The sequence below is a fragment of the Rouxiella sp. S1S-2 genome, assembly GCF_009208105.1.
Taxonomy (GTDB): Bacteria; Pseudomonadota; Gammaproteobacteria; order Enterobacterales; family Enterobacteriaceae; genus Rouxiella.
Window position 1 is genome coordinate 3,686,660 of the sequence record NZ_WFKL01000001.1, and the last position, 21,275, is coordinate 3,707,934.

Genomic DNA, 21,275 nt, shown 5'->3' on the forward strand with positions numbered 1-21,275 from the left:
GATGAATCTAGAACATCTGATGAAAGCCTCACAACCGAAAATTGGACAACCATTTTTTTACCTGGCGTGTAGAGACAGAATTCCGGCATGATAAATGCTCAACGAAACAGACGCCTATGGACATCCTGGCACTCTGTAGATCTCAGAAATCACCTGCATCGTTGCGTCTTCGATGGTTCCTTCATTACGGCATAAAACCCAGCCCTGATTTGCAATTTCTCGCTCAAATGCCTTAGTACACGCGACATGCTCTTCCAGCCTATGAATCACCGTACTACTTAGCCCACGCGGTCGGGCCGCGGCCCTCGCCCATGAAATATCAGGCGCAGTAACAACCCCGACATGCAGGTCTGGCGTTCGCACGTTTCGTTCAATGTTAAGCGGTAAAATCTCTGCAAAGGGAACCCTGCGGCGAAACGCGGCATCAGACGGATACCAGCGATCCATCAAGATAATGCTGTCCGGTGGCTGTTTAGTCAGCACGTGCTGGGAAATCCAAGCACGGCTATCAGCAAAGCGCTGACAAATCTCCCATTCCAAATCCAGGGCGGGATGTCTGGCAAGCTTGTTAACGAGAGCCATTGTTTCCCCCCTGTAGGGATCGCTTTTTTTCTCGCAAAGCCGAATCACCTTTTTGTTGTCTGCCCTTAATACTTTCGCCATGGCCTCCAACAACGTGGTTTTGCCGGCTCCCTTAGGCCCATCCAGAGAAACAAACAGCGGACGACTCATTCTTTAAATGACAATTGATATAGGGTTTTTGTAAAGCTCAAATCTGGCAAAAGCATCTTACTTCCTTCGTATGAATAGCTGAGCACCCTCTTCGTTTGTTGAAGCCGCTTGGCGCATCAGCGCGAACTCTTAAAAAAGTCATGATGAACATTCAAGCCATTTTTCTTACTGACGGGTCTAAAAACCCAGGATTTCGGCCGTTTATAGTCATTGTTCATTTGTTATGACCTGTGCGGTGTAGTTTAAACGAACCGCAAATACAGGCAATACCGTGCCAGCGTCGGTAACGCCTGTACTTACCGGGAACTCATGCAGATTCGTTGTGCCTAATGCCTTGTCACGGCGGTAACGAAATTGGAAGGCCATCGTGCCCAGAGATGATATCCTTACACGTAAACCATCGTCTTCAGACTGACATGTTTTAAAAGACATTTAAAACCAGATTAAGGCCATAACCCGCAATGCGAGACAAAAGCGTTCAGCCAAGCTTCTACTTCCACGACTTTGAAACTTTTGGTACCCATCCGGCGCTGGACAGGCCCGCGCAGTTTGCTGGCGTGCGTACTGATGCTGATTTCAATATCATTGAAGAACCGCGGGTGATTTACTGCCGGCCTGCCGATGATTATTTGCCACAGCCCGAAGCCGTGATGATAACCGGTATTACCCCGCAGCTCGCGTTGTCAAAAGGGTTGAACGAGGCAGAGTTTGCTGCGCAAATTCATCAGGCATTTAGCGTGCCGGGCACCTGCATCGTGGGTTACAACAATATTCGCTTTGATGATGAAGTCAGTCGTAATATTTTCTATCGCAACTTCTACGACCCCTACGCCTACAGCTGGCAAAATGGAAATTCTCGCTGGGACCTGCTCGACGTTATGCGTGCCTGCTACGCCTTGCGCCCGGACGGGATCAACTGGCCAGAGAATGATGACGGCTTTCCCAGTTTTCGCCTTGAGCATTTAACCCGCGCCAACGGCGTTGAACATGAAAATGCCCACGATGCGATGGCCGACGTGTACGCCACTATCGCGATGGCAAAAAAGGTGAAGCAGGCACAGCCGCGACTGTTCGATTATCTTCTTGAGCATCGCAACAAACACAAAATTAACGCGCTGATTGATATTCCGACCATGGCTCCGCTGGTGCACGTTTCTGGCATGTTCGGCGCTGCACGCGGTAATACCAGTTGGGTCGCGCCGATCGCCTGGCATCCTGAAAATAAAAATGCCGTCATCGTCTGTGATTTGGCCGGTGATATGGCACCGCTGCTGGAGCTCGACGCCGACCAGATGCGCGAAAGACTCTACACTCGCCGCGACGATTTACCGCCAGGCCAATCGCCGTTGCCGATCAAGCTGCTGCACATCAACAAGTGTCCAGTGTTGGCGCCGGCCAAGACGCTGCTGCCTGAAAACGCCGATCGATTGGATATAGACCGAGCACGCTGCCTGCAAAATTTGCAGATACTGCGCCAAAATACACAGATTCGTGAAAAGGTGGTGGCACTGTACGCAGAAGCTGAACCTTTTACCCCGTCACTGGACGTCGACGCAAGATTGTACGACGGCTTCTTTGGGGAAGCGGACCGATCCACGATGCGCATCATTCAGCAAACTGCCCCGGAAAATCTTCCCGCGCTGGATTTACGTTTTCAGGACTCGCGGCTTGAAGAGCTACTGTTCCGCTTTCGTGCGCGCAATTACCCGGCGACGCTTAACGACGACGAACAGCGTCGCTGGTTAGCGCATCGAAGGGAAGCGTTAAACGCCGAAAAAGTTCAGGATTATGTGCTGCAATTAGAGGCCCTCTACAATCTGCATGAGGAAAATGCCGAGAAAACGGCGTTGTTAAAAGCGCTGTTTGATTATGGCAAGAAGCTGGTGGGCTAAGCCGATTCTTCACCAGTTAGGTCAGAATGGCCGAGATAAGTTTTAAGGAGTACCGTTTCGAACGATGCAGGGGACGTAAAAAATGCCGCAAATATGCGGCATTTTTATTATGGCAACGGTAGATATCACAATCTGGATATCATCGCTTAACATACTGATTAGATGACTTCTTCACTCATCTGCGGCGGCGGCTGACGGAAGCGACGCGTGATAAAGGCCAGATAAGACAGGCCAATCGCGCCCCACACCAGACCCAGCGTCATTGAGCTGGCCTCAAGGTTCAACCACAGCGCGCCGACGGTCAACGCACCAATCACCGGCAGCACGAGGTAATGAATGTGGTCACTCAGCGTGCGGTTACGTTTTTCACGAATATAGAACTGTGAAATGACCGACAGGTTAACGAAGGTAAAGGCCACCAGCGCACCAAAGTTGATAAGCGCCGTGGCGGTCACCAAATCAAAGCTGATCGCCGAAAGCGCAACCACGCCAACCAGAACAACGTTAAACGCCGGAGTACGCCAGGTCGGATGGACAAAACCGAAGATTTTCTCCGGGAACACACCATCACGCCCCATCACGTAAAGTAGACGCGAAACGCCCGCGTGTGCAGCCATACCCGATGCCAATACAGTCACGCAGGAGAAGCACAGAATGACGAATTGGAACACTTTACCGCCCACAAACAGCATGATTTCCGGCTGCGACGCGTCTGGGTCGTGGAAGCGCGAAATCGTCGGGAAATAGAGCTGCAGGAAGTAAGACACCACAACAAAAATCACCCCGCCAATCAGCGCCGTCAGGAAGATGGCGCGCGGGATAACTTTATCCGCATTTGGCGTCTCTTCTGACAGGGAGCTGATGCCGTCGAATCCGAGGAACGAGAAGCAGAGTATTGTCGCCCCGGTTATCATCGGTACCGTATGCGCGTTTTCAGACCAGAACGGCTTGCTGCTCACCAGCGTACCTGCGCCTTCACCCTGATAGACGCCATAAATCAGCAGTCCGACGATAAGCACCATGATAGCGACCTGAACCACCACCACCACGCTGTTCATGTTGGCAACCAGCTTGATGCCACGCAGGTTAAAGGCCGTCATCAGGCCGACCAGCGCCACTACCCAGACCCACGACGGGAAGCCAGGGAAAATCGCCTCAAGGTAGATTTTTGCCAGCAGGATGTTGATCATCGGCATAAACAGATAATCGAGCAGTGACGACCAGCCCACCATAAAGCCAACGTGTGGACTAATGGCTTTCTGGGCGTAAGTGTAGGCAGAACCCGCCGACGGGAAACGCTTAACCAGCTTGCCGTAGCTCACCGCGGTAAACAGCACGGCAACCAGCGCAAACAAATAGGCGGTTGCAACGTGGCCGTCGGTCATGCTGGTCACAATACCAAAGGTATCAAAAATGGTCATCGGCTGCAGATAGGCAAGGCCCATCATCACCACCTGAACCAGTGTCAGGGTGCGGCGAAGCTTCACGCGCGGTGCAGCTGAAGGAATAGCAGAATGATTATTCGACATGGGCGAGCCTCCCCTGACCTGCAACGTTCTGGCGTGCTATCGCCTGATTCAGCAAGGTACTGGGAAAACTTCGTAATTTACGACTCGATGATAAAAATGGGGGATTAAGCTTCACATCATTGAGTTTTGACGCAAAGGCGGCCTGCAGTGGCGCGCAGCGGAAAGCAACACCGGAAGGTACCGGTATAGGTGTGAAAAATTGCCCCATCTTACATTTCCTCATAGTGCTGACCGTTATTAATTTGGGGTCGAGCACGAAATCTGGTTATCTATCCGGATCTGGGTCCGGCCTCTGTTGAATTAGTGTAAAAAACCATGCAAAAAAAATAACCGGCGCGTTTAGGCGTCGGTTATTTTGCATGTCCGCTATTTTGCACCAAATCCAGGCCCGATGACAAGATTTTGCGACCTAAAGTCGATAAATTCTTTTTGCCGTCGTGTTGAGAGCATGGCATCGCGTCGTCGGGAAACGTCACTTTGGCGGAAAAACCCGCCAATATCAGGCATTTCTCAGCATCCAGTCAATTTCGGTTTCTGTTACCCGACGTTCGAATTGCAACAGCTCGTCCGACTTACAGGCGTGATAAACGTGACTAAAACGTTCACCCAGATATTTATGCAACGCTGTCTGCTGTTCAAACATCTGCAACGCATCGCTTTGACGAATGGGCAACGGTGCCCCCTCTTGCTCCAAGCCATTGCCCGTGACCGGTTCTGATAATGGCAGCGGATTATCAAGGCCGAACAGCACGCCCGCGAGCACCGTTGCTACCACCAGGTAAGGATTGGCATCAGCTCCCGCTACGCGATACTCAACGCGGTGATTGTTGGTGTCACTGCACGGAACGCGCAGCGCCACGGTGCGATTGTTATGCCCCCACGATGCCTGGGTCGGTACATACATTCCAGGCTGGAAACGTCTAAAGGCATTAACGTTTGGCGCCAACACGGCCATGGAAGCAGGCATCATGGCAATCATCCCCGCCAGCGCTTTTTTCATCAGCGGCGAGTCTTCACCCTGCTCATTCGAGAACAGGTTTTTGCCGTTATCGTCCAGTATGCTGAGATGAATGTGCATACCGCTGCCGGCGTATTCGTCATACGGCTTGGCCATGAAGGTGGCGTCCATTTCATGATTTTCCGCCACCAGCCGCACCAATCTTTTCAGCGCTAACGCGTGATCGCAAGCGTTAAGGATGTTGTCTGTGTGATGCAGGTTAATTTCGAATTGACCCGGGGAGGATTCCGCCACGGCGCCGTCGGCCGGTAATCCCTGAATATGCGCCAGTCGGTCAATGTCGTTTAATACGTCAGCAAAATGGTCGAGATTGTCAACCGAGTAGACTTGGCTCTGAATATTTCGCTCGTGAGTACCCGGGGTGCAGGGTGGCTGCAGTGCTCCCTCCGCGTCCCGCTGCCTGTCGAGCAGATAAAACTCCAACTCTACCGCTACCACCGGGAACAAGCCCCGCTGGCGCAATGTTTGCCAGATATGATTCAGGACATTGCGTGGTTCAACGTCAAAGGGAGTGCCATCTTCGTCAAGCATGGTTAACAGCAGTTGCCCAATATGTTCAGGGTCTGAAGCAGAAGGTGAAAGCGTGCCGGGGACGGGGAGACATATTCGGTCGGGTTCACCCAGCTCCTGGCCAAGACCGGCTTCTTCAACCACATTACCTAAAATATCCATGGCGAAGACGGAGGCGGGGAAATAACAGCCTTTTTCAATTTTACGCAGCGCTGAGACGGGAATGCGTTTGCCGCGAAAACTGCCATTTAAATCGGTGAGAAGTACATCGACGTGCTGAGTAAGCGGGTGACGTTCCAGGTATTCAGTAACTTCGTCCTGGAACGCGCTACTTCGCGTCTCTTCACCGGGGAGGGCGAAGTTTTCAACTTCGATGTTGTTGGTAATTAGACTCATAGCTTGCATAGGATTTCCGCCGTTTGCATTTGACTGGCGTCAGTCACATCACCCTCATGGTGATGCGCGCCAAGGTTAATTCTCTCTGTTCAATTGCTTTATTCCCGTTAGTAAAGGTGCCCGAAGGAAGGTAAAAATTTTATCTAAACTGAATATTAAAATGTAAAAACAGTATAAATATAGACTATATGACCGTTTATTGAGCTGCCCTCATAAAAAACAGCTGTAAAAGCCCTATATTTACTCAGGCTTTACTTTCCCGTTGCTATTGCAGTTACATTTCGTTTACATGCTCGTTTGAATTAGCGGCAACGGGCTGTTAGATTGTTAAAATATTGAACAGGTGAAGTCACTTTTATTGAACGAATGCGGAACAATGGGAGGGCTGTAATCATTTTAATCAACTCATCGAGGCGGTAAAATGGACACTATTCCTTCCACGGCAGAAATCATCAAAATCAACATCGACGCGCCCAACGCAGCCTATCGCCCGCTTATTGGCGTGGTGATGTGCCAAAATATTGTCGATGAAAATCCCGCACTTACGGTGCATGAAAAATACCTGGATGCGATATTTTACGCAGACGGTTTGCCTATCGCCCTGCCGCATGAGCTGGCCTCACGCGAAGGCGCTATCGAAAGCGTGCTAACGCGGTTGGACGGTATTTTCCTGACCGGCAGCCCGAGTAACGTCGAACCTCATCTTTATGGCGAAGAAGGCGTAGAACAGCTGGCCGATCCGGGTCGCGACAAACTCAGCATCGCCCTTATCAAAGCCACATTGGCGCAGGGAATGCCGCTTTTTGCCGCCTGTCGAGGCATGCAGGAATTGGTTGTTGCCACCGGAGGGAGCTTATATCGCAAGGTGCATGAGCAACCGGGCTTTATGGACCACCGCGAAGACACCGCGCTGCCGCATGATAATCAGTATGATTTAGTCCATCCGGTTGACGTAAAACAGGGGGGATTACTCTCTGAACTCTTGCCGGAATATCCACGCTTTCAGGTGAACTCCCTGCACGGCCAAGGGGCCAAACGTTTGGGGGCGAGCCTCACCGTAGAAGCGGTCGCACCGGACAATTTGGTCGAAGCCGTTAGTGTACGCGCGCATCCTTTTGCCCTTGGCGTGCAGTGGCATCCCGAATGGCATAGTCTGACCGATCCGGTGTCAAAGCAGCTGTTTGAGTCATTTATTAACGCCTGTCGTCAGTACCGTGCGCGACAATCTGCACATAATAGATGATGTTTAATCTACTGACGGCCCTTACGGTTACTTAAGTCGCTCGTCAAATTTGAATTCAATAGTTACCGCCTGATTAACGATGGCCTGATACTCAGGGTGCAGAGGATTAAGCAAGAAGTTGCTCTCAACCGGGGATATTGCACTCGGGACGCCCAGTGCTACTGCGCTGCCCGAACGTACCCATTGGTCGCCCATTTGGCTTAACGCTTCAGGAGCTTCAGAGGCATTCCAACCCGTTGGCAGCGACTGAGGATCAATGTTCTCAATCAAATCTTCGGGAACGTCGACTGCAAACAGGGTAAAGGAGTCCAACAAATTGGCAGCGTGCAGATGCACAAGTGTTTCAAGCATGGTCAGTGATGCCGTTTCGGACGCGTAAACCATGGCGGTACCCACACTATTCCACCTTCCGCCAACCTCTTTTGCCCCCTGTCCGGTCCACGCCGTTGAGGAATATCGCGTTTTGGTTAAACGGTAGAGGATCACGAATAAATTCCATGCTCAATGCGCGTAATTAATTTCATCACCTCATAGGCACCCGTCTCGGAGGCAAGCAAATCGGCGGGTGTTTTCCAGGCCAGCGCCCGGCTTGGCTCATTCAACCATTTTTGCGCGGCACGTTTATCCCCTTCAAACAGCTCAACGGCCTTGTCCATAACGCGGATAAAGCGAACCAGACGTTCACTTTGGTCTGGGCTAAAACGCGTCTTGATATTGCGGCTGAAGGTGGTGCTAGGGATGCCGGTCATGCGGCGCAGCTCTGCCTGCGAAATGGCTGCCCACTTTACGATGCGCGTTGCTACCGCGCCTTCAAGCCCTTCGTCAATTTTGCTCACCAGCAGTACGCCATCGCTCAAACTGAGACCCACGTTATTCCAAATACTGTCGACTTCTTTGCCTGACATTGGCGGCGTATATGTTTTCATTCGAGACCTCCCATTTGGTTATTCTATTATTACCCTATGGGCATGATTTGTGCAAATTTCGGACGAATTTAGTCATCAGGCATGGACACAATCGATTCTACAAAAGCGGCAAACTGACGCGCTTTGGCGCTGGCCATGCGGCCATTGGGGAACACGGCCCAAAGATCGACGCTCGGCAACGTCCAGGCGGGCAGCACTTTTCTGACCGCCCCACTTTTTAGTTCGTCGTGAAACATCCAATCCGAGGCGATGCACAGTCCCATGCTGGCCAATACGGCGGCGCGCAGCCCTTCAGCGGCACTGACTCGCACACGCCCGTGAACGGCAGTCGAGATGACCTTTCCGTCCTGGGTGAACGACCACTGATTCGGTCCAGGATGATAGATAACGGTTTCGTGCTCGGCCAGTTCGGCAGGGTTTCGGGGTTCACCGGCTTTTTCCAGATAGGCCGGGGTGGCAATCACCGAGCGTGGAGACGTTGCCAGTCTGCGAGCAACCGCCGTCGAGTCGGGTAAAGGTCCCATTCGTAATGACACATCCACGCCTTCGGCAATAAGGTCAATGATGCGATCGTCGAGAATGACGTCGATGTCCAGCTCAGGGTGTTCGCCAAGAAAACGAGGAAGATGGGGCATGACATGCAGCCGTGCAAACGTCGTTGCTGCTGAAACCCGCAGTCGCCCGGATAAACCGAGTCCCGCACCTCTGGCGGCCAATTCGGCTTCGTCGGCTTCCTCAATAGCGGTTCGCGCCCGCTCATAAAAACGCAGCCCCGCCTCGGTAGGCGTAAGGCCGTGGGTGGAACGCGATAGCAGGCTGGTTTGCAATCGCGCCTCGAGTTGGGCAATCGTCTTGGAAACAGCGGGCTGACCCACGTTGAGCTGCCGGGCCGCGGCAGAAAAAGATCCCGTCTCGACGACCCTAACAAAGGTCGCCATTGCCTGAAATCGGTCCATGTTATTCCTGATGAGAATAGCCATTATCTCTTTAGCATATCTACCCTTCCCAACGTGCGCCATCCAATATTGCTATCACCAACGGGCACCCGCTTCGGGTACACGTAAAGCTCATGCTTGGTAATGCTTTTAATCTCAGGAGACAGTGATGACACTTCAAGCCAAACTCGACGCTTTCAAGGCAGATTTTGAAGCCGGCAAACCACCCTATAATCGACCTCATTTGGTGGTAGAAACCATGCACCGCGCTACCGCCGAGCTTATCGCCTCCGGCCAGGCCGAGCGCGCACTCAAAGCGGGGGATAAAGCGCCACTTTTCACGCTTAATGACCCACAGGGTATCCCGGTATCAAGTGCCGAGCTGCTGTTAAAAGGGCCGCTGGTGCTGAGTTTTTATCGTGGCGTGTGGTGCCCATACTGCAACATGGAGCTTCAGGCGTTACAGGAAACATTGCCTGAATTTGAGGCTTTGGGCGCCAGCCTGGTGGCTATTTCTCCGCAGACTGCACCCAACAGCCGCAAGTCCGTGCGCCAGAATAACCTTAGCTTCCCGATACTTTCAGACCCCCACAACGCCATCGCCGAAGCTTTCGGCCTGCGTTTCGCTATGCCAGATTATCTGATTGACCTGTACAAAGGGTTTAACAACGATTTACCTACCGTCAACGGCGATGCGAGCTGGACACTGCCCATGCCGTCACGCTATGTGATAGGCCAGGACGGCGTCATCCTTTATGCGGAGGTAAATCCTGACTACACCCGCCGCCCTGAGCCTGAAGATATGCTGCCGTCTCTGCGTCGCGCACGCGGCCTCTAAGTTTTTACATGACTTGGGCTAGAATATCGGCTTAAAACCTCCCCCACCCTCGCCCTCCGCCAAAATGGGTGAGGGGATAACACCACACTGAACTTCCCCTCAGCCCAGCCCGGCCCTTATGACTTTTTATTACACCATATACCACTAAGTTTGTTGCTTAAATCCCTGTCTATGATACAAATTTCTGCTTAATTTTTTTCAGTAACGGTTTCCTCACTAAATTATTTACTTTTTAACCTAAAGGCTTTCGCACCGTGAGTTCGCCACCGCTTTCTTCACGCTTAGAGATGCGTAATATCTCAATCTCGTTTGGGGGTTTTTCGGCGCTTCATCAGGTGGATTTCACTCTTGAAGGTGGCGCAGTGCAGGCTTTGGTCGGTGCCAACGGCGCGGGGAAATCAACGCTGATGGCCGTGCTTGCCGGGGCTTATAACCACTACAGCGGGCAAATCCTCATTGACGGTCAACCGGTGACCATCAGTCAGCCGCATCACGCGCGCGAGCACGGTATTCATCTGGTACAGCAGGAAGTTGACGTCGCCCTGATACCCACGCTGAACGTCGCCGAAAATATAATGCTCGATGCGCTTTCAGAACCGGGTCATTTGCTCAAGTGGTCAAAAATTTATCAGCAAGCACAGACACTTACTGAACAGCTGGGGCTGAAAATTAACCTGCGTCAACGCATCGAAAACTGCACGCTGGCCGAGAAACAGCTGATTTTGCTTGCCCGTGCGCTGTCACATAAATGCCGTTTCCTGATACTTGATGAACCGACTGCCCCGCTGGACCACGCCGAAAGTGAACGCCTGTTTACGCTCGTTCGCCGCCTGCGCGATGAAGGCATGGCGGTGGTGTTCATTTCTCACCGCATCCACGAACTGCGCGATATCTGCGACCGCATGACAGTCCTGCGCGACGGGCGTCTGGTCAGCGACGACAGCATGCAGGGACTGACCAACGAACACATCATCGAGAAGATGATTGGTCACCAAATTAACGATATATATCCCCCACGTCGGCCGCCTCACAGCACAGAAACGCTGTTGAAAATAGAAAGCCTGCACGACAAAGACAAGCTGCGTAATATCAGCCTGACGCTGCATCGCGGCGAGATCCTCGGCATCGCCGGTTTGGCGGGAGCGGGTAAAACCGAAATGTGCAAGGCGCTGTTTGGCGCATCGCCAAGTCAGGTCGAGCGCGGTGAGCTTAATGGAAAACCGTGGAAGCCGCGTGAGCCGTATCTGTCGGTTGAACAGGGGCTGGCACTAGTGCCGGAAGAGCGACGCAAAGAGGGGATTTTTATCGATGATGATATTCCCATGAACCTCAGCGTCGTCGCCGACAACAGCTTCTCTACGCTGAGCATCTTTAATCGCCGCGCCTCACTGAGCTGGGCGAAAGAGATCATTAATCGGCTGGGCATCCGTGCGTCCGGGCCGCTGCAGAAGCTGGCGCGCCTTTCCGGCGGCAATCAGCAGAAGGTCGCCATTGGCAAGTGGTTGCGCAGCGAAAGTCAGGTGCTGATTTTCGATGAGCCGACCAAAGGCGTTGATATCAGAGCAAAACAGGATGTATTCAGGCTGATAGACGGTCTGGCGCAACAGGGAAAAGGCATTATTTATGCTTCGGGCGAGTTCGCCGAACTGGTCGGACTGTGTGACCGAATTTTGGTGCTTTGGGATGGCCGCATTGTTGCCGAGCTGAATGCTGCCGACATTGATGAACAGACCCTTTTAGATTATTCAACCGGAGGAACCCCCGCGTGAGCAAAGACTTACCCCTGAACGCCCCCCAACCCTGGCGTCATCATGTTTTCGAATTTCTCTATAAATGGGGGATGTTGCTCACTGTAGTGGCGCTGATTGCGCTGTTTGGGATTGCTTCCGATAATTTCCTGGAAATGTCGAACATCATCAACATCATGCGATCGATTGCGATCGTCACGGTGATTGCCATTGGCGTCTCACTTTCACTGTCGGTTGGCGGGTTTGATTTATCGGTTGGGTCTACGGCCTCACTGGCCAATGCGCTGGTGATTTCAATGTTCGTCTGGCACGGTTTTGGCACCGTTGAAGCTATCGCTATTACGTTGGCGCTGTGCCTGCTGGTGGGTCTTTTTAACGCCTTCCTGATTGTTATCCTTAAAATCCCCGACATGTTAGCCACGCTCGCCAGCCTGTTTGTTATTCAGGGTGCGGCGATGACTTACAGCTACGGCGGCTCGATTACCGAAAATATGCTCCTGCCGAGCGGTGACATGGCGGAGGGGAGCGTTCCTGCGGTATTCAGCCTGTTGGGTCAGGTCCCGGTTATCGTGATTGTTATGCTGGTCGTGACGGTGGCAGTGCAGCTGTTTATGTCGCTGACCAAACACGGTCGCCGCATGTATGCCATTGGCGGTAATCCACTGGCCGCGCGACTAGCGGGTATTCGTACCGCGCGTTATCGGGTGATTGCCTATCTGATGTCGTCCGTGCTGGCGGGCGCCGGTGGCATTTTACTGGCTTCGCGCATTGGCTCCTCGCAGGTTAATGCCGGTGGCGGTTACCTAATGGACGCGGTGGCGGCGGCTTATATTGGTTTTTCATTGGCGGGCTCGGGTAAACCGAATGCGCTGGGTACGCTACTGGGGGCGGTTATTCTCGGCGTTTTGCAGAATGGCCTAGTGATGCTGTCGGTGCCTTATTACGCGATGGATATTATCAAAGGGCTGGTGCTGGCCGTTGCGCTGGCGCTGACCTACATTCAGAAGAGATAGTCAAAAAAACCCGTCCCTCATCGCGAGGGACGGGGTGAAAGTTACAGACTCGGCGTGTCTACCAGGCCGTCAATCAAGATTTGCGGGGTTCCCTGCGAGCAGCGTTCAATTCGCCCTCTAACACCATACACTTTTGCCAAACTCTCGGCGGTAATCACCGCTTCTGGCTGACCGTCGGCAATCAACTGCCCGTCTTTAAGCATCAGCACATTGTCGCCGTGACGCAGCGCGATATTGATGTCATGCACCACCACCACGGTAATGATATTTCTTTTGCGCGTTTCACGGCGCACCAGATCCATCACGTGGAACTGATAATTGAGGTCCAGCGCGCTCAGCGGCTCGTCGAGCAGCAGTAACGAAGGCTGACGAATCAGCGACTGCGCCAAGCCCACCAGCTGCTTCTGGCCGCCAGAAAGCTGGTCAAGGTAGCTCAATGCCAGATGCTCAATGCCCAGCAGTTTGAGTAAGTCCATCACCTGCGCGGTGGTCTGCGATTGGTGAGAACGCCCTCCCGAGGCGCGCTGCGCGACAATAATTGACTCCAGCACGTGCAGATGCACGCCCGCAGGCAGTGACTGCGGCAGATAAACCACCTGCTCTGCGCGTTTGGAAAACGGCATTTGCATCAGGTCATGCCCGTCGAGGATCATTTCTCCCTGCGCACGGTTCAGACCGGCTAGCGCCCGCAGCAGCGTGGATTTTCCGCTGCCGTTGGGGCCAAGCAGCACGGTAATTTCACCGCGAGGAAGCTTGGGTACGTTTAACTCGCGGATCACCGCGCGCTTAGGATAACCCGCGGTAAAATTGCGAATTTGCAGACCCTGTGCGGCGTCAATCGCGTGGCGCTGAGGCATATCAATCACGTTATGGTTACTCAGACTCATACGGTTCCCCTGTGACGCAAAATAATGCTCAGGAAGAACGGCACGCCCACCAGCGAGGTCACAATTCCGACCGGGATGATAACGCCTGGCACCAGATTTTTAGAAGCAACCGAGGCAAGAGAAAGCACCAACGCGCCAATCAGCGCACTGGCCGGAAGATAGAAACGGTGATCTTCGCCAAACATCATGCGCGCGATGTGCGGCGCTACCAGCCCGATAAAGCCGATCGGCCCGACAAACGCCACGGCCAGAGCAGAAAGAATACTGATGCGCAGCAGAGTGCCAAGGCGCAGACGACGCACGTCGATGCCAAAACTGACCGCGCGGTCTTCACCGAGGCGCAGCGCGGTAAGTTTCCAGGCACTTTTCATCGAAATCGGCAACAGCAGCAAGAATGCGCCCGCCATGACGGCAAGTTTTATCCAAGTGGCGCGCGCCAGACTGCCCATGGTCCAAAACACCAGCCCCTGGAGAGTATCTTCCGAGGCAATAAACTGCATCAGTGAAACCAAGGCGTTAAAGGTAAACACCAGCGCAATACCAAACAGCACCACGCCGGAGCTGGCAACCTGCGTCCAGCGGGTCACGCCGTCCAGCATCAGTGCGGCAAGCAGGGCAAAAATAAAGGCGTTGGCCGAGATAAACCACTGATCGGGAATGCCCGGAATACCAATATTCAACACGATAGCCAGCGCGGCACCAAATGCGGCGGCCGAAGAAACGCCCAGCGTGAACGGGCTCGCCAACGGGTTGTTAAGGATAGTTTGCATCTCTGCGCCTGCCAGGCCCAAAGACATGCCAACCGCTACCGCCATCAGGGCATACGGCATACGAATATCCCAAACGATCACTCGCGTACCCGCGTCCGCCGCCTGAGCGTGGAAAATGGTTTGCCACAGCGTATCGAGCGTTAACCCCGCAGGTCCCATGACAAAATCGAGCACCAGCGAGGCAAAAATAGCCAACACCAGCACTAACATCAATGAGAGGCGGCGGCGAAGAATCGCGTTATAGCGACCCATTACGCTGCCATCAAAGCCGGTTTCGTCGTTATGGCTGACGGTATTAAGGAGGGGATCGGTTGAAGCACTCATGTAAACTTGTTTCTCGCTTGGCACGGCGCGGTTAAAGGCCTGGATACATTACTGATGATAGGTAACAGTAATATAAACGATAAGTATTATCAATCCAGTATAAGGCTCGAGGGCTCTATGCCTTACCGAAAAACGGTAAAAGTGGCGGTGAAGCAGTAACAAAGCATTACTTGGCCCCTCCCCCACTTTTTTCAGTGCAAAGCCGTTTAATGCGTATCAGTTTCAGGGAATTCCATATCCTGATACTTAACGAATCGAGTGCCTTTGGTCAACTTGTAGCCAAACCAAATCACCAGGAACAGCGGGATACCCACATACGTTGCCGTCACGCCGTACCAGTCAATTTTATCCTGCAGGAATGCCTGATAGTTCTGGCCGAGGGTGATAATCAAACACAGTACGAAGGCAAAAATCGGCCCGAGAGGGAATAAACCCGCCTTATAAGGAAGTATTGAAAGATCACGTCCCTGCGCCACAAAGCCCCGACGGAAACGGTAATGGCTGATAGCAATACCGAGCCAGGCGATAAATCCGGTCATGCCAGAAGTATTGAGCAGCCACATATACACCGACTGATTGCCGTACATTGAGCTAAAGAAGCACAGCGCGGCAATGACCGTGGTGGCGTAAAGCGCGTTACGCGGCACGCCACCTTTCGACAGCTTGGCGAAAATACGCGGGGCCTTGCCCTCCGTCGCCAGGTTGTAAAGCATACGCGTTGACGCATACATGCCCGAGTTACCGGCAGAAAGCACCGCCGTCAGAATAACGGCGTTCATCACCGCCGCCGCTGAAAGCAGGCCAGCATTGCGAAACACCAGGGTAAACGGACTGACGCCAATGTCTTTTACATCATTACGTAGCAGGCTTGGATCGGTATAGGGGATGATCAGGCTGATCACCAGAATGGCAAGCACATAGAACAGCAGAATACGCCAAAAAACCTGACGCACGGCGCGTGGAATATTTTTCCCCGGATCTTCGGATTCCCCCGCCGCAACGCCGATGAGTTCAGTGCCCTGGAAGGAGAAGCCGGCTATCATCGCCACGCCTATCATCGAGGCAAAACCACCGGCAAAGGGCGCATCGCCAATCGTCCAATTGTGCCAACCCGCCGTTTCACCGCCTTTCATAATGCCGAAAATCATCATTATGCCGACGGCGATAAAAATAATCACGGTCAGCACTTTAATCAACGAGAACCAATATTCCGCCTCGCCAAAACCGCGCACAGAAATGTAGTTAAGCAGGAAAATAACGCTCAGAAACAGCGCACTCCATACCCAGCCGGGCGTATGCGGGAACCAGTAGTTCATCACCAACTGCGAAGCCACCAGTTCTACCGCAATGGTGACGGCCCAGTTGTACCAGTAGTTCCAGCCGAGCGCGAAGCCGAAGCCTTCTTCGACGTATTTGGCACCGTAGGTAGAGAAAGAGCCGGAGACCGGCATAAAGGCGGCCAATTCACCCAGGCTGGTCATCAGGAAATAAACCATCAGGCCGATTATTGCATAGGAGAGCAGCGCCCCACCGGGTCCGGCTTGCGATACGGTTGCACCCGAAGCAACGAATAAACCGGTACCGATTGAACCGCCGATGGCGATCATGGTTAAGTGACGAGCCTTGAGCTCTCGACGCAGTGTGGGAGCCACCTGCTGATTTTTTGTATGCTGTTGAGCCATTTTTGCCCTATATCTGCGCGTCATGTCTGAATTTAGCCGCGGATTGTAGCAAAAACAGCTGAGCTGAATAGCAGGAACGCCCCATCATTAGAAGGCTTCATGATAGGCTGAGTATTATTAGCAAAACGCTTTATGCCAGTTCTTTGCAATAGGTTAAAAAGCGCGATAAGGCGTTGGAAATGTGCTTCTGCCGGTGGTGGATCAGATAAAGTTTTCTGATGAGCGGCGGCAGAGGAAGTTTGATTTCAACCAGCGAACCGCTGCTTAACTGCTCGGCGATGACTCTGCGCGACAGGCAGCTGATGCCGATCCCATGTCGCACCGCGTGCTTGATGGCCTCGGAGTTACCCAATTCCATCACCAGATGAAAATCGGGCAGCTGCGACAAAAGCAGGTGGTCCAATACTTCCCGCGTACCGGAACCGCGCTCGCGTAGGATCCACGGTGCTTCTGCCAGCATTTGCAGGGTCAGATTTTTTCCTGCCAGCGGATTATCCGGCGCGGCGAACACCACTAATTCGTCATCAAGCCACGACTGGGTAATCAGCTCCGGCATTCGGCACGGGCCTTCAATCAGGCCGAGGTCAACGCGGAAATCGGCCACGGCGTTAATGACGTCATCAGTATTACCGACGTTTAACTCAAGTGGGGTTTCAGGAAAGTCCAGCCGATAACCGGCTATCATGGCAGGCAACATATAGTTGCCGATGGTACTGCTGGCACCAATTTTGAGAGAACCGCTGTCGTGGCTGAACAACCGCTCAATTTCGCTGGCCTGCTCAAGCAGCGCCAACGCTTTGGGATACAATAAACGTCCGTGCTCATTGATAACCAAACGCTTACCCACCCGGTCAAACAGTTTAACCCCCAACTGCCCTTCTATATCGGCCAAAGCCGCACTGACCGCCGACTGTGACAAAGACAGAATAACGGAGGCCTGCGTGGTCGAGCCACTTTTTAGCACCTCGGAGAAAACTTCAAGTTGACGCAGTGTAATATGCATAGAGTCTCGTTATCGTTTACCGGATCAGGTGCAGTCCAGTAATTTGATTGATTCAAAAGTAAAAAGTGCTCAAACTTTCACGTGCACCCCTCGGCCGAATCCGCTCCTCCCCCTATCAGTATAGCGCTAACCGCACGAGTCATTGGCGTTAGGTTGTCCTGCCATTCTATACCAGTTTTTTAGATTGGTTATAGGATTACAATCAATTTCACATTTATACCAACGATGGATAAGCTTATTCCCAGGCAATCTAAGCGAGACATCATCATGAGCCACACTCTTCCTGAGCAGTTAAAACATTCACCGGCCCGCAGGACTTTTTGGCCTTCATTCTCTTTTGGACGCGTTTTACCGGGTTTAGTTCTTACGGTGGCGATTACAGCCCTCGCTTTGTGGTTAAGCCACTTTCAAACACTGAGCTCTCTCGGTCTTAGCGCGCTGACGCTAGCTATTTTGATCGGCATGGTCGTGGGTAACACTTTTTACCCCGCTGCCCGTCCGCTGTGCGCCGAAGGTGTTAACCTGGCAAAGCAGAAACTGTTGCGACTCGGCATCATTCTTTACGGATTTAAACTGACTTTTATCCAAATAGCCGACGTGGGGGCATCCGGCATTGTCATTGATGCACTGACCCTGAGCAGCACTTTTTTGCTGGCCTGCTGGTTGGGAAAACGTATTTTCGGGCTAGACAGCGATACCGCGATGCTTATCGGCGCAGGCAGCAGTATTTGCGGCGCGGCGGCGGTGATGGCAACCGAACCGGTCCTCAAAGCTGAACCGGAGAAAGTGACCGTTGCCGTGGCTACCGTGGTCATTTTCGGCACGCTGGCCATTTTCATTTATCCATGGCTGTGGCAGTTAAATCTGCATTATCACTGGCTGGAAATAACCGCCTCCCACTTTGGCATATACACTGGCTCTACCCTTCACGAAGTCGCCCAAGTGGTTGCGGCAGGACATGGCGTGACGCCAGACGCCGAAAATGCCGCGGTGATTGCCAAAATGATCCGCGTCATGATGCTGGCCCCTTTCCTGATACTGCTGAGCCTGTGGAAAGGCCGTGACCGCACGTCAATACGGGCCGGTACAACGGGAAAAAGCCTGTGGTCAAGCATCACTTTGCCGTGGTTTGCGCTGTGGTTTATCGGCGTGGCGGCCTTTAACAGTTTCGGCCTGCTGCCGCAAAGCTGGGTGCAGTTTTTACTGACGCTGGACACCGTTTTTCTGGCGATGGCGATGGCGGCATTGGGCTTGACCACCCATTTCAGTGCGCTTCGTCAGGCGGGCATTAAACCTTTAATGATGGCGGCATTACTTTTTGTCTGGCTTATCGTCGGTGGCGCAGGAATTAATTTACTGGTGCAACACCTGCTGTAATCCTTATAAAAAGGCGCAAATAGAAAGAGTTTTAACATTTATTGGCTGCTCCCTTGCGCATAAAGCAGTTATCATTCTGACCAACAGGACATAACTCAACAGGGGGTAACATGAAATTTGTAGGGGCACACGTCAGTGCAGCAGGCGGAGTCGATCAGGCAGTCTTGCGAGCACATGAGCTGGAAGCGACTGCATTTGCGCTATTTACCAAGAACCAAAGACAATGGCGCGCGGCTCCCCTGGCAGAAGATGTTATTGAACGCTTTAAGGCCGCCTGTCAAAAATATGGCTACGGCAGCCATCAAATCCTGCCGCACGACAGCTATCTGATTAACCTGGGCCATCCGGTTATAGAAGCGCTCGAAAAATCCCGCGAGGCCTTTATCGACGAACTTCAGCGCTGCGAACAGTTGGGCCTGTCACTGCTGAACTTTCACCCCGGCAGCCATCTGATGCAGATTGACGAAGACAAATGTCTCGCCACCATCGCAGAATCAATCAATATCGCGCTTGATAAAACGGCCGGCGTCACTGCAGTGATTGAAAACACCGCCGGTCAGGGCAGTAATCTTGGCTTCCGCTTTGAACATCTGGCAAAAATCATTGAAGGCGTAGAAGACAAAAGCCGCGTCGGCGTGTGTATCGACACCTGTCACGCTTTCGCGGCAGGCTACGACCTGAGAACCCGCGAAGCCTGTGAACACACCTTCAAAAACTTCTCGGACGTCGTCGGATTCAAGTACCTGCGTGGTATGCATCTGAATGACGCCAAAAGCGAATTCAACAGCCGCGTTGACCGCCATAACAGTCTGGGCGAAGGCAATATTGGGAAAACGGCGTTCAGCTATATCATGGCCGATCCGCGTTTCGATAATATTCCGATGATCCTCGAAACCGTTAATCCGGATATCTGGATTGATGAAATTGCCTGGTTGAAATCACAGCAAAAAGCCAATGACGATGAAGCTGCGGCCTGATAGCGCGCATAAATAAACTTTTATTGGTTAAAAAGCCCGAAATTGATCGGGCTTTTTTATGCCCACAAGTGGTTCATTCCCTCCCCTGTATTCATGTCAAAAACACCCAACCTGTAACCAACTGAAAATATCATCCCTAAATATCACGTTAAGTGTGGCAGAACTTTTTTTAACAAGTAATTAGCAATTAAAGCTAAAAATAGTTACACGAAAAGGTATTTATTAGTGCTGTGCCCGTTCAATAATTTAGGTGAGCAATCATTTTCTTTCATTGACGGTGCGGCTCAATACCCGATTCAGAAGATGAATAATAAGGTGTAATTTCATGAAAAACTTAGTTAATGATGTTTTATCCATATTCTCCCCTCAGGCCGTTAAGCCTGTTTTGATCCGCAGCGGATTATCACATCGTGAAATTGCCTCCCTGCAACCTGTAGGCGTGTCGTCGGTCAGTTGGGCAACGTCTGTTGAAGAGTTAAATAGCGCATTTGTTAAGAAAGCGTTGGATGCAGGTGCAGTCGGGTACCATATTACCAATGTAGAATCGCATAAACCGGGCAACGATGGGCAGCATGTGATGGCGGCTACCGCGACCTTTTATAATATCAAATCATAAAGTGGCCTTTGGCTAATGTATCGACACGGTAATCATCAGACAAAACGCAGTACTCCTGAAAAGTTTGCGGCGTTTTTGTTAGGTTAATCGCTACTGAATTATTAGCATCACAGCTTAAGCCAGCCAACGGGATTAAGTCTCGGAACACGCGCAAACTTTCTGAGATTCTTGACCAGCACGGCACCCGCTGAACTAGCATGGCCAGCAATAGCCGCATCATTTGGGCCGATAGGCGTGCCAGCTGCGGTAAGCTGAAACTTGATTTCAGCGAGTTGTAAAAATGGGCCTCAATGTGCGTCGTGCACAACGAGGGTGAATCCCTCTTCCGCCGTTGGTTCAACGAAATAGCGCGTTATGAGGTCGAACTGCTCATCGGTAGCTGAAAAATCGTGGTTACCGGCCTCATTTCGCGCCCGCAGACGGGCTTTACACACCTCATCCTCCACCTTGAGATAGTGCAACTGATGATCGGCATTTGACTCACTCACCAGACTCATCATCCAGTGGCGATTCGCCAAGGTATTGGCTGGGAAATCCAGCACCACGGATATCCCCGCTTTCAGCAGCGCAATGACGTGAGGCTTTACCGCATTTCTCAGCTTTGCCGAGCAGCGAATGTAATCGGTCACAGAGTGCATTTCATCGGCAAATAAATGCGCAAGCCAGCTGTCTTCACTGATAATCACAGTGCCGGGTTGCGCCCCAAGCGTGGCAGAAAGCGTTGATTTACCTGAGGCAATTTTCCCGCACAGCAGATGTAATGTAGAGGATTGAGAAAGCGAAAAGTGCTGAGACGTCTGGGCGTGAGTCATTATTTACCTCAGTAGATAGGAGTGAAAAATCGCGATGTTCCTATCCT

The 21,275-nt window shown here is 52.2% G+C and carries 18 protein-coding genes and 2 pseudogenes; 8 read left to right on the forward strand and 12 right to left on the reverse strand.

Features of this window, described 5'->3' with window-relative positions; translation table 11 throughout:
- Positions 1–114 precede the first annotated feature (114 nt).
- Positions 115–732: a dTMP kinase gene (locus GA565_RS16945; RefSeq protein ID WP_152199545.1), complete on the reverse strand. Its 618-nt coding sequence runs from the start codon at positions 730–732 to the stop codon at positions 115–117.
- Between the two features lie 461 nt (positions 733–1,193).
- Here GA565_RS16945 and sbcB point away from each other — a divergent pair, with 461 nt between their 5' ends.
- Positions 1,194–2,624 (forward strand): exodeoxyribonuclease I, encoded by a 1,431-nt coding sequence (gene sbcB / locus GA565_RS16950; protein ID WP_152199546.1) that lies wholly within the window; start codon positions 1,194–1,196, stop codon positions 2,622–2,624.
- A gap of 158 nt (positions 2,625–2,782) precedes the next feature.
- On the opposite strand, the gene GA565_RS16955 is transcribed toward sbcB, so the two are convergent.
- Both GA565_RS16955 and GA565_RS16965 read right to left on the reverse strand, forming a co-directional pair.
- The gene (locus GA565_RS16955) at positions 2,783–4,153 is read right to left on the reverse strand and encodes an APC family permease (protein ID WP_055783345.1); all 1,371 of its coding nucleotides are present in this window, start codon (positions 4,151–4,153) and stop codon (positions 2,783–2,785) included.
- Between the two features lie 499 nt (positions 4,154–4,652).
- On the reverse strand, positions 4,653–6,077 hold the full coding sequence (locus tag GA565_RS16965; protein WP_193311997.1) for a glutamine synthetase family protein: 1,425 nt from the start codon (positions 6,075–6,077) through the stop codon (positions 4,653–4,655).
- A gap of 421 nt (positions 6,078–6,498) precedes the next feature.
- On the opposite strand from GA565_RS16965, the gene puuD reads away from it, so the two are divergent.
- Positions 6,499–7,320 carry a gamma-glutamyl-gamma-aminobutyrate hydrolase gene (gene puuD, locus GA565_RS16970; protein WP_152199550.1) on the forward strand — a complete coding sequence of 274 codons (822 nt, stop codon included), beginning with the start codon at positions 6,499–6,501 and terminating at the stop codon, positions 7,318–7,320.
- A 27-nt stretch (positions 7,321–7,347) separates the two neighbouring features.
- Here the strand turns inward: puuD and GA565_RS16975 are convergent, their stop codons facing one another.
- From GA565_RS16975 to GA565_RS16985, 3 genes are all read right to left on the reverse strand, one after another.
- Positions 7,348–7,806: an RES family NAD+ phosphorylase gene (locus tag GA565_RS16975; protein WP_152199552.1), complete on the reverse strand. Its 459-nt coding sequence runs from the start codon at positions 7,804–7,806 to the stop codon at positions 7,348–7,350.
- Positions 7,803–8,246: an antitoxin Xre/MbcA/ParS toxin-binding domain-containing protein gene (locus tag GA565_RS16980; RefSeq protein WP_152199553.1), complete on the reverse strand. Its 444-nt coding sequence runs from the start codon at positions 8,244–8,246 to the stop codon at positions 7,803–7,805. Before GA565_RS16980 ends, GA565_RS16975 begins: the two co-directional genes overlap by 4 nt.
- Before the next feature lie 68 nt (positions 8,247–8,314).
- Complete coding sequence (locus tag GA565_RS16985; RefSeq protein WP_152199555.1) at positions 8,315–9,202, reverse strand: LysR family transcriptional regulator; 888 nt, start codon at positions 9,200–9,202, stop codon at positions 8,315–8,317.
- Positions 9,203–9,350: 148 nt separating this feature from the next.
- Here GA565_RS16985 and GA565_RS16990 point away from each other — a divergent pair, with 148 nt between their 5' ends.
- From GA565_RS16990 to GA565_RS17000, 3 genes are all read left to right on the forward strand, one after another.
- The gene (locus GA565_RS16990; protein ID WP_152199557.1) at positions 9,351–10,019 is read left to right on the forward strand and encodes a peroxiredoxin-like family protein; all 669 of its coding nucleotides are present in this window, start codon (positions 9,351–9,353) and stop codon (positions 10,017–10,019) included.
- Positions 10,020–10,306: 287 nt separating this feature from the next.
- A complete protein-coding gene (locus GA565_RS16995) occupies positions 10,307–11,788 on the forward strand; it encodes a sugar ABC transporter ATP-binding protein (RefSeq protein WP_152201581.1) in 1,482 nt (493 codons plus the stop codon).
- The gene (locus GA565_RS17000) at positions 11,785–12,780 is read left to right on the forward strand and encodes an ABC transporter permease (RefSeq protein ID WP_152199558.1); all 996 of its coding nucleotides are present in this window, start codon (positions 11,785–11,787) and stop codon (positions 12,778–12,780) included. The genes GA565_RS16995 and GA565_RS17000 overlap by 4 nt, the downstream gene beginning before the upstream one ends.
- Before the next feature lie 41 nt (positions 12,781–12,821).
- Here the strand turns inward: GA565_RS17000 and GA565_RS17005 are convergent, their stop codons facing one another.
- The 4 genes from GA565_RS17005 to yieE form a co-directional block, all read right to left on the reverse strand.
- A complete protein-coding gene (locus GA565_RS17005; RefSeq protein WP_055783767.1) occupies positions 12,822–13,637 on the reverse strand; it encodes an ABC transporter ATP-binding protein in 816 nt (271 codons plus the stop codon).
- 26 nt (positions 13,638–13,663) lie between these two features.
- Positions 13,664–14,761, reverse strand: a complete 1,098-nt coding sequence (locus GA565_RS17010; RefSeq protein WP_152199560.1) for an iron ABC transporter permease — start codon at positions 14,759–14,761, stop codon at positions 13,664–13,666.
- Between the two features lie 206 nt (positions 14,762–14,967).
- A complete protein-coding gene (locus tag GA565_RS17015) occupies positions 14,968–16,443 on the reverse strand; it encodes an amino acid permease (RefSeq protein ID WP_152199561.1) in 1,476 nt (491 codons plus the stop codon).
- A 130-nt stretch (positions 16,444–16,573) separates the two neighbouring features.
- Positions 16,574–17,446 carry a DNA-binding transcriptional regulator YeiE gene (yieE, locus tag GA565_RS17020; protein WP_055783310.1) on the reverse strand — a complete coding sequence of 291 codons (873 nt, stop codon included), beginning with the start codon at positions 17,444–17,446 and terminating at the stop codon, positions 16,574–16,576.
- Positions 17,447–17,713: 267 nt separating this feature from the next.
- Between yieE and GA565_RS17025 the strand changes: the two genes are divergently transcribed.
- From GA565_RS17025 to GA565_RS17035, 3 genes and pseudogenes are all read left to right on the forward strand, one after another.
- Positions 17,714–18,823 carry a YeiH family protein gene (locus GA565_RS17025; protein ID WP_152199563.1) on the forward strand — a complete coding sequence of 370 codons (1,110 nt, stop codon included), beginning with the start codon at positions 17,714–17,716 and terminating at the stop codon, positions 18,821–18,823.
- 110 nt (positions 18,824–18,933) lie between these two features.
- Positions 18,934–19,800 carry a deoxyribonuclease IV gene (gene nfo / locus GA565_RS17030; RefSeq protein WP_152199565.1) on the forward strand — a complete coding sequence of 289 codons (867 nt, stop codon included), beginning with the start codon at positions 18,934–18,936 and terminating at the stop codon, positions 19,798–19,800.
- A gap of 325 nt (positions 19,801–20,125) precedes the next feature.
- A pseudogene (locus GA565_RS17035) lies at positions 20,126–20,432 on the forward strand (DUF1471 domain-containing protein).
- 91 nt (positions 20,433–20,523) lie between these two features.
- Here the strand turns inward: GA565_RS17035 and GA565_RS24830 are convergent.
- A pseudogene (locus tag GA565_RS24830) lies at positions 20,524–20,682 on the reverse strand (VapC toxin family PIN domain ribonuclease); the annotation flags it as partial.
- 21 nt (positions 20,683–20,703) lie between these two features.
- The gene (locus GA565_RS17045) at positions 20,704–21,228 is read right to left on the reverse strand and encodes an ATP-binding protein (protein WP_152199566.1); all 525 of its coding nucleotides are present in this window, start codon (positions 21,226–21,228) and stop codon (positions 20,704–20,706) included.
- Positions 21,229–21,275: the final 47 nt, after the last annotated feature.

Bases quoted from the DNA above. Each gene is read 5' to 3' on its own strand.
- GA565_RS16990 (WP_152199557.1), top strand. From the start codon at position 9,351: ATGACACTTCAAGCCAAACTCGACGCTTTCAAGGCAGATTTTGAAGCC.
- GA565_RS17010 (WP_152199560.1), bottom strand. From the start codon at position 14,761: ATGAGTGCTTCAACCGATCCCCTCCTTAATACCGTCAGCCATAACGAC.
- puuD (WP_152199550.1), top strand. From the start codon at position 6,499: ATGGACACTATTCCTTCCACGGCAGAAATCATCAAAATCAACATCGAC.
- GA565_RS16965 (WP_193311997.1), bottom strand. From the start codon at position 6,077: ATGAGTCTAATTACCAACAACATCGAAGTTGAAAACTTCGCCCTCCCC.
- GA565_RS16985 (WP_152199555.1), bottom strand. From the start codon at position 9,202: ATGGACCGATTTCAGGCAATGGCGACCTTTGTTAGGGTCGTCGAGACG.
- nfo (WP_152199565.1), top strand. From the start codon at position 18,934: ATGAAATTTGTAGGGGCACACGTCAGTGCAGCAGGCGGAGTCGATCAG.
- GA565_RS16945 (WP_152199545.1), bottom strand. From the start codon at position 732: ATGAGTCGTCCGCTGTTTGTTTCTCTGGATGGGCCTAAGGGAGCCGGC.
- GA565_RS16980 (WP_152199553.1), bottom strand. From the start codon at position 8,246: ATGAAAACATATACGCCGCCAATGTCAGGCAAAGAAGTCGACAGTATT.
- GA565_RS17015 (WP_152199561.1), bottom strand. From the start codon at position 16,443: ATGGCTCAACAGCATACAAAAAATCAGCAGGTGGCTCCCACACTGCGT.
- GA565_RS16995 (WP_152201581.1), top strand. From the start codon at position 10,307: ATGCGTAATATCTCAATCTCGTTTGGGGGTTTTTCGGCGCTTCATCAG.
- GA565_RS17045 (WP_152199566.1), bottom strand. From the start codon at position 21,228: ATGACTCACGCCCAGACGTCTCAGCACTTTTCGCTTTCTCAATCCTCT.
- GA565_RS17005 (WP_055783767.1), bottom strand. From the start codon at position 13,637: ATGCCTCAGCGCCACGCGATTGACGCCGCACAGGGTCTGCAAATTCGC.
- GA565_RS17025 (WP_152199563.1), top strand. From the start codon at position 17,714: ATGAGCCACACTCTTCCTGAGCAGTTAAAACATTCACCGGCCCGCAGG.
- GA565_RS16955 (WP_055783345.1), bottom strand. From the start codon at position 4,153: ATGTCGAATAATCATTCTGCTATTCCTTCAGCTGCACCGCGCGTGAAG.
- yieE (WP_055783310.1), bottom strand. From the start codon at position 17,446: ATGCATATTACACTGCGTCAACTTGAAGTTTTCTCCGAGGTGCTAAAA.
- sbcB (WP_152199546.1), top strand. From the start codon at position 1,194: ATGCGAGACAAAAGCGTTCAGCCAAGCTTCTACTTCCACGACTTTGAA.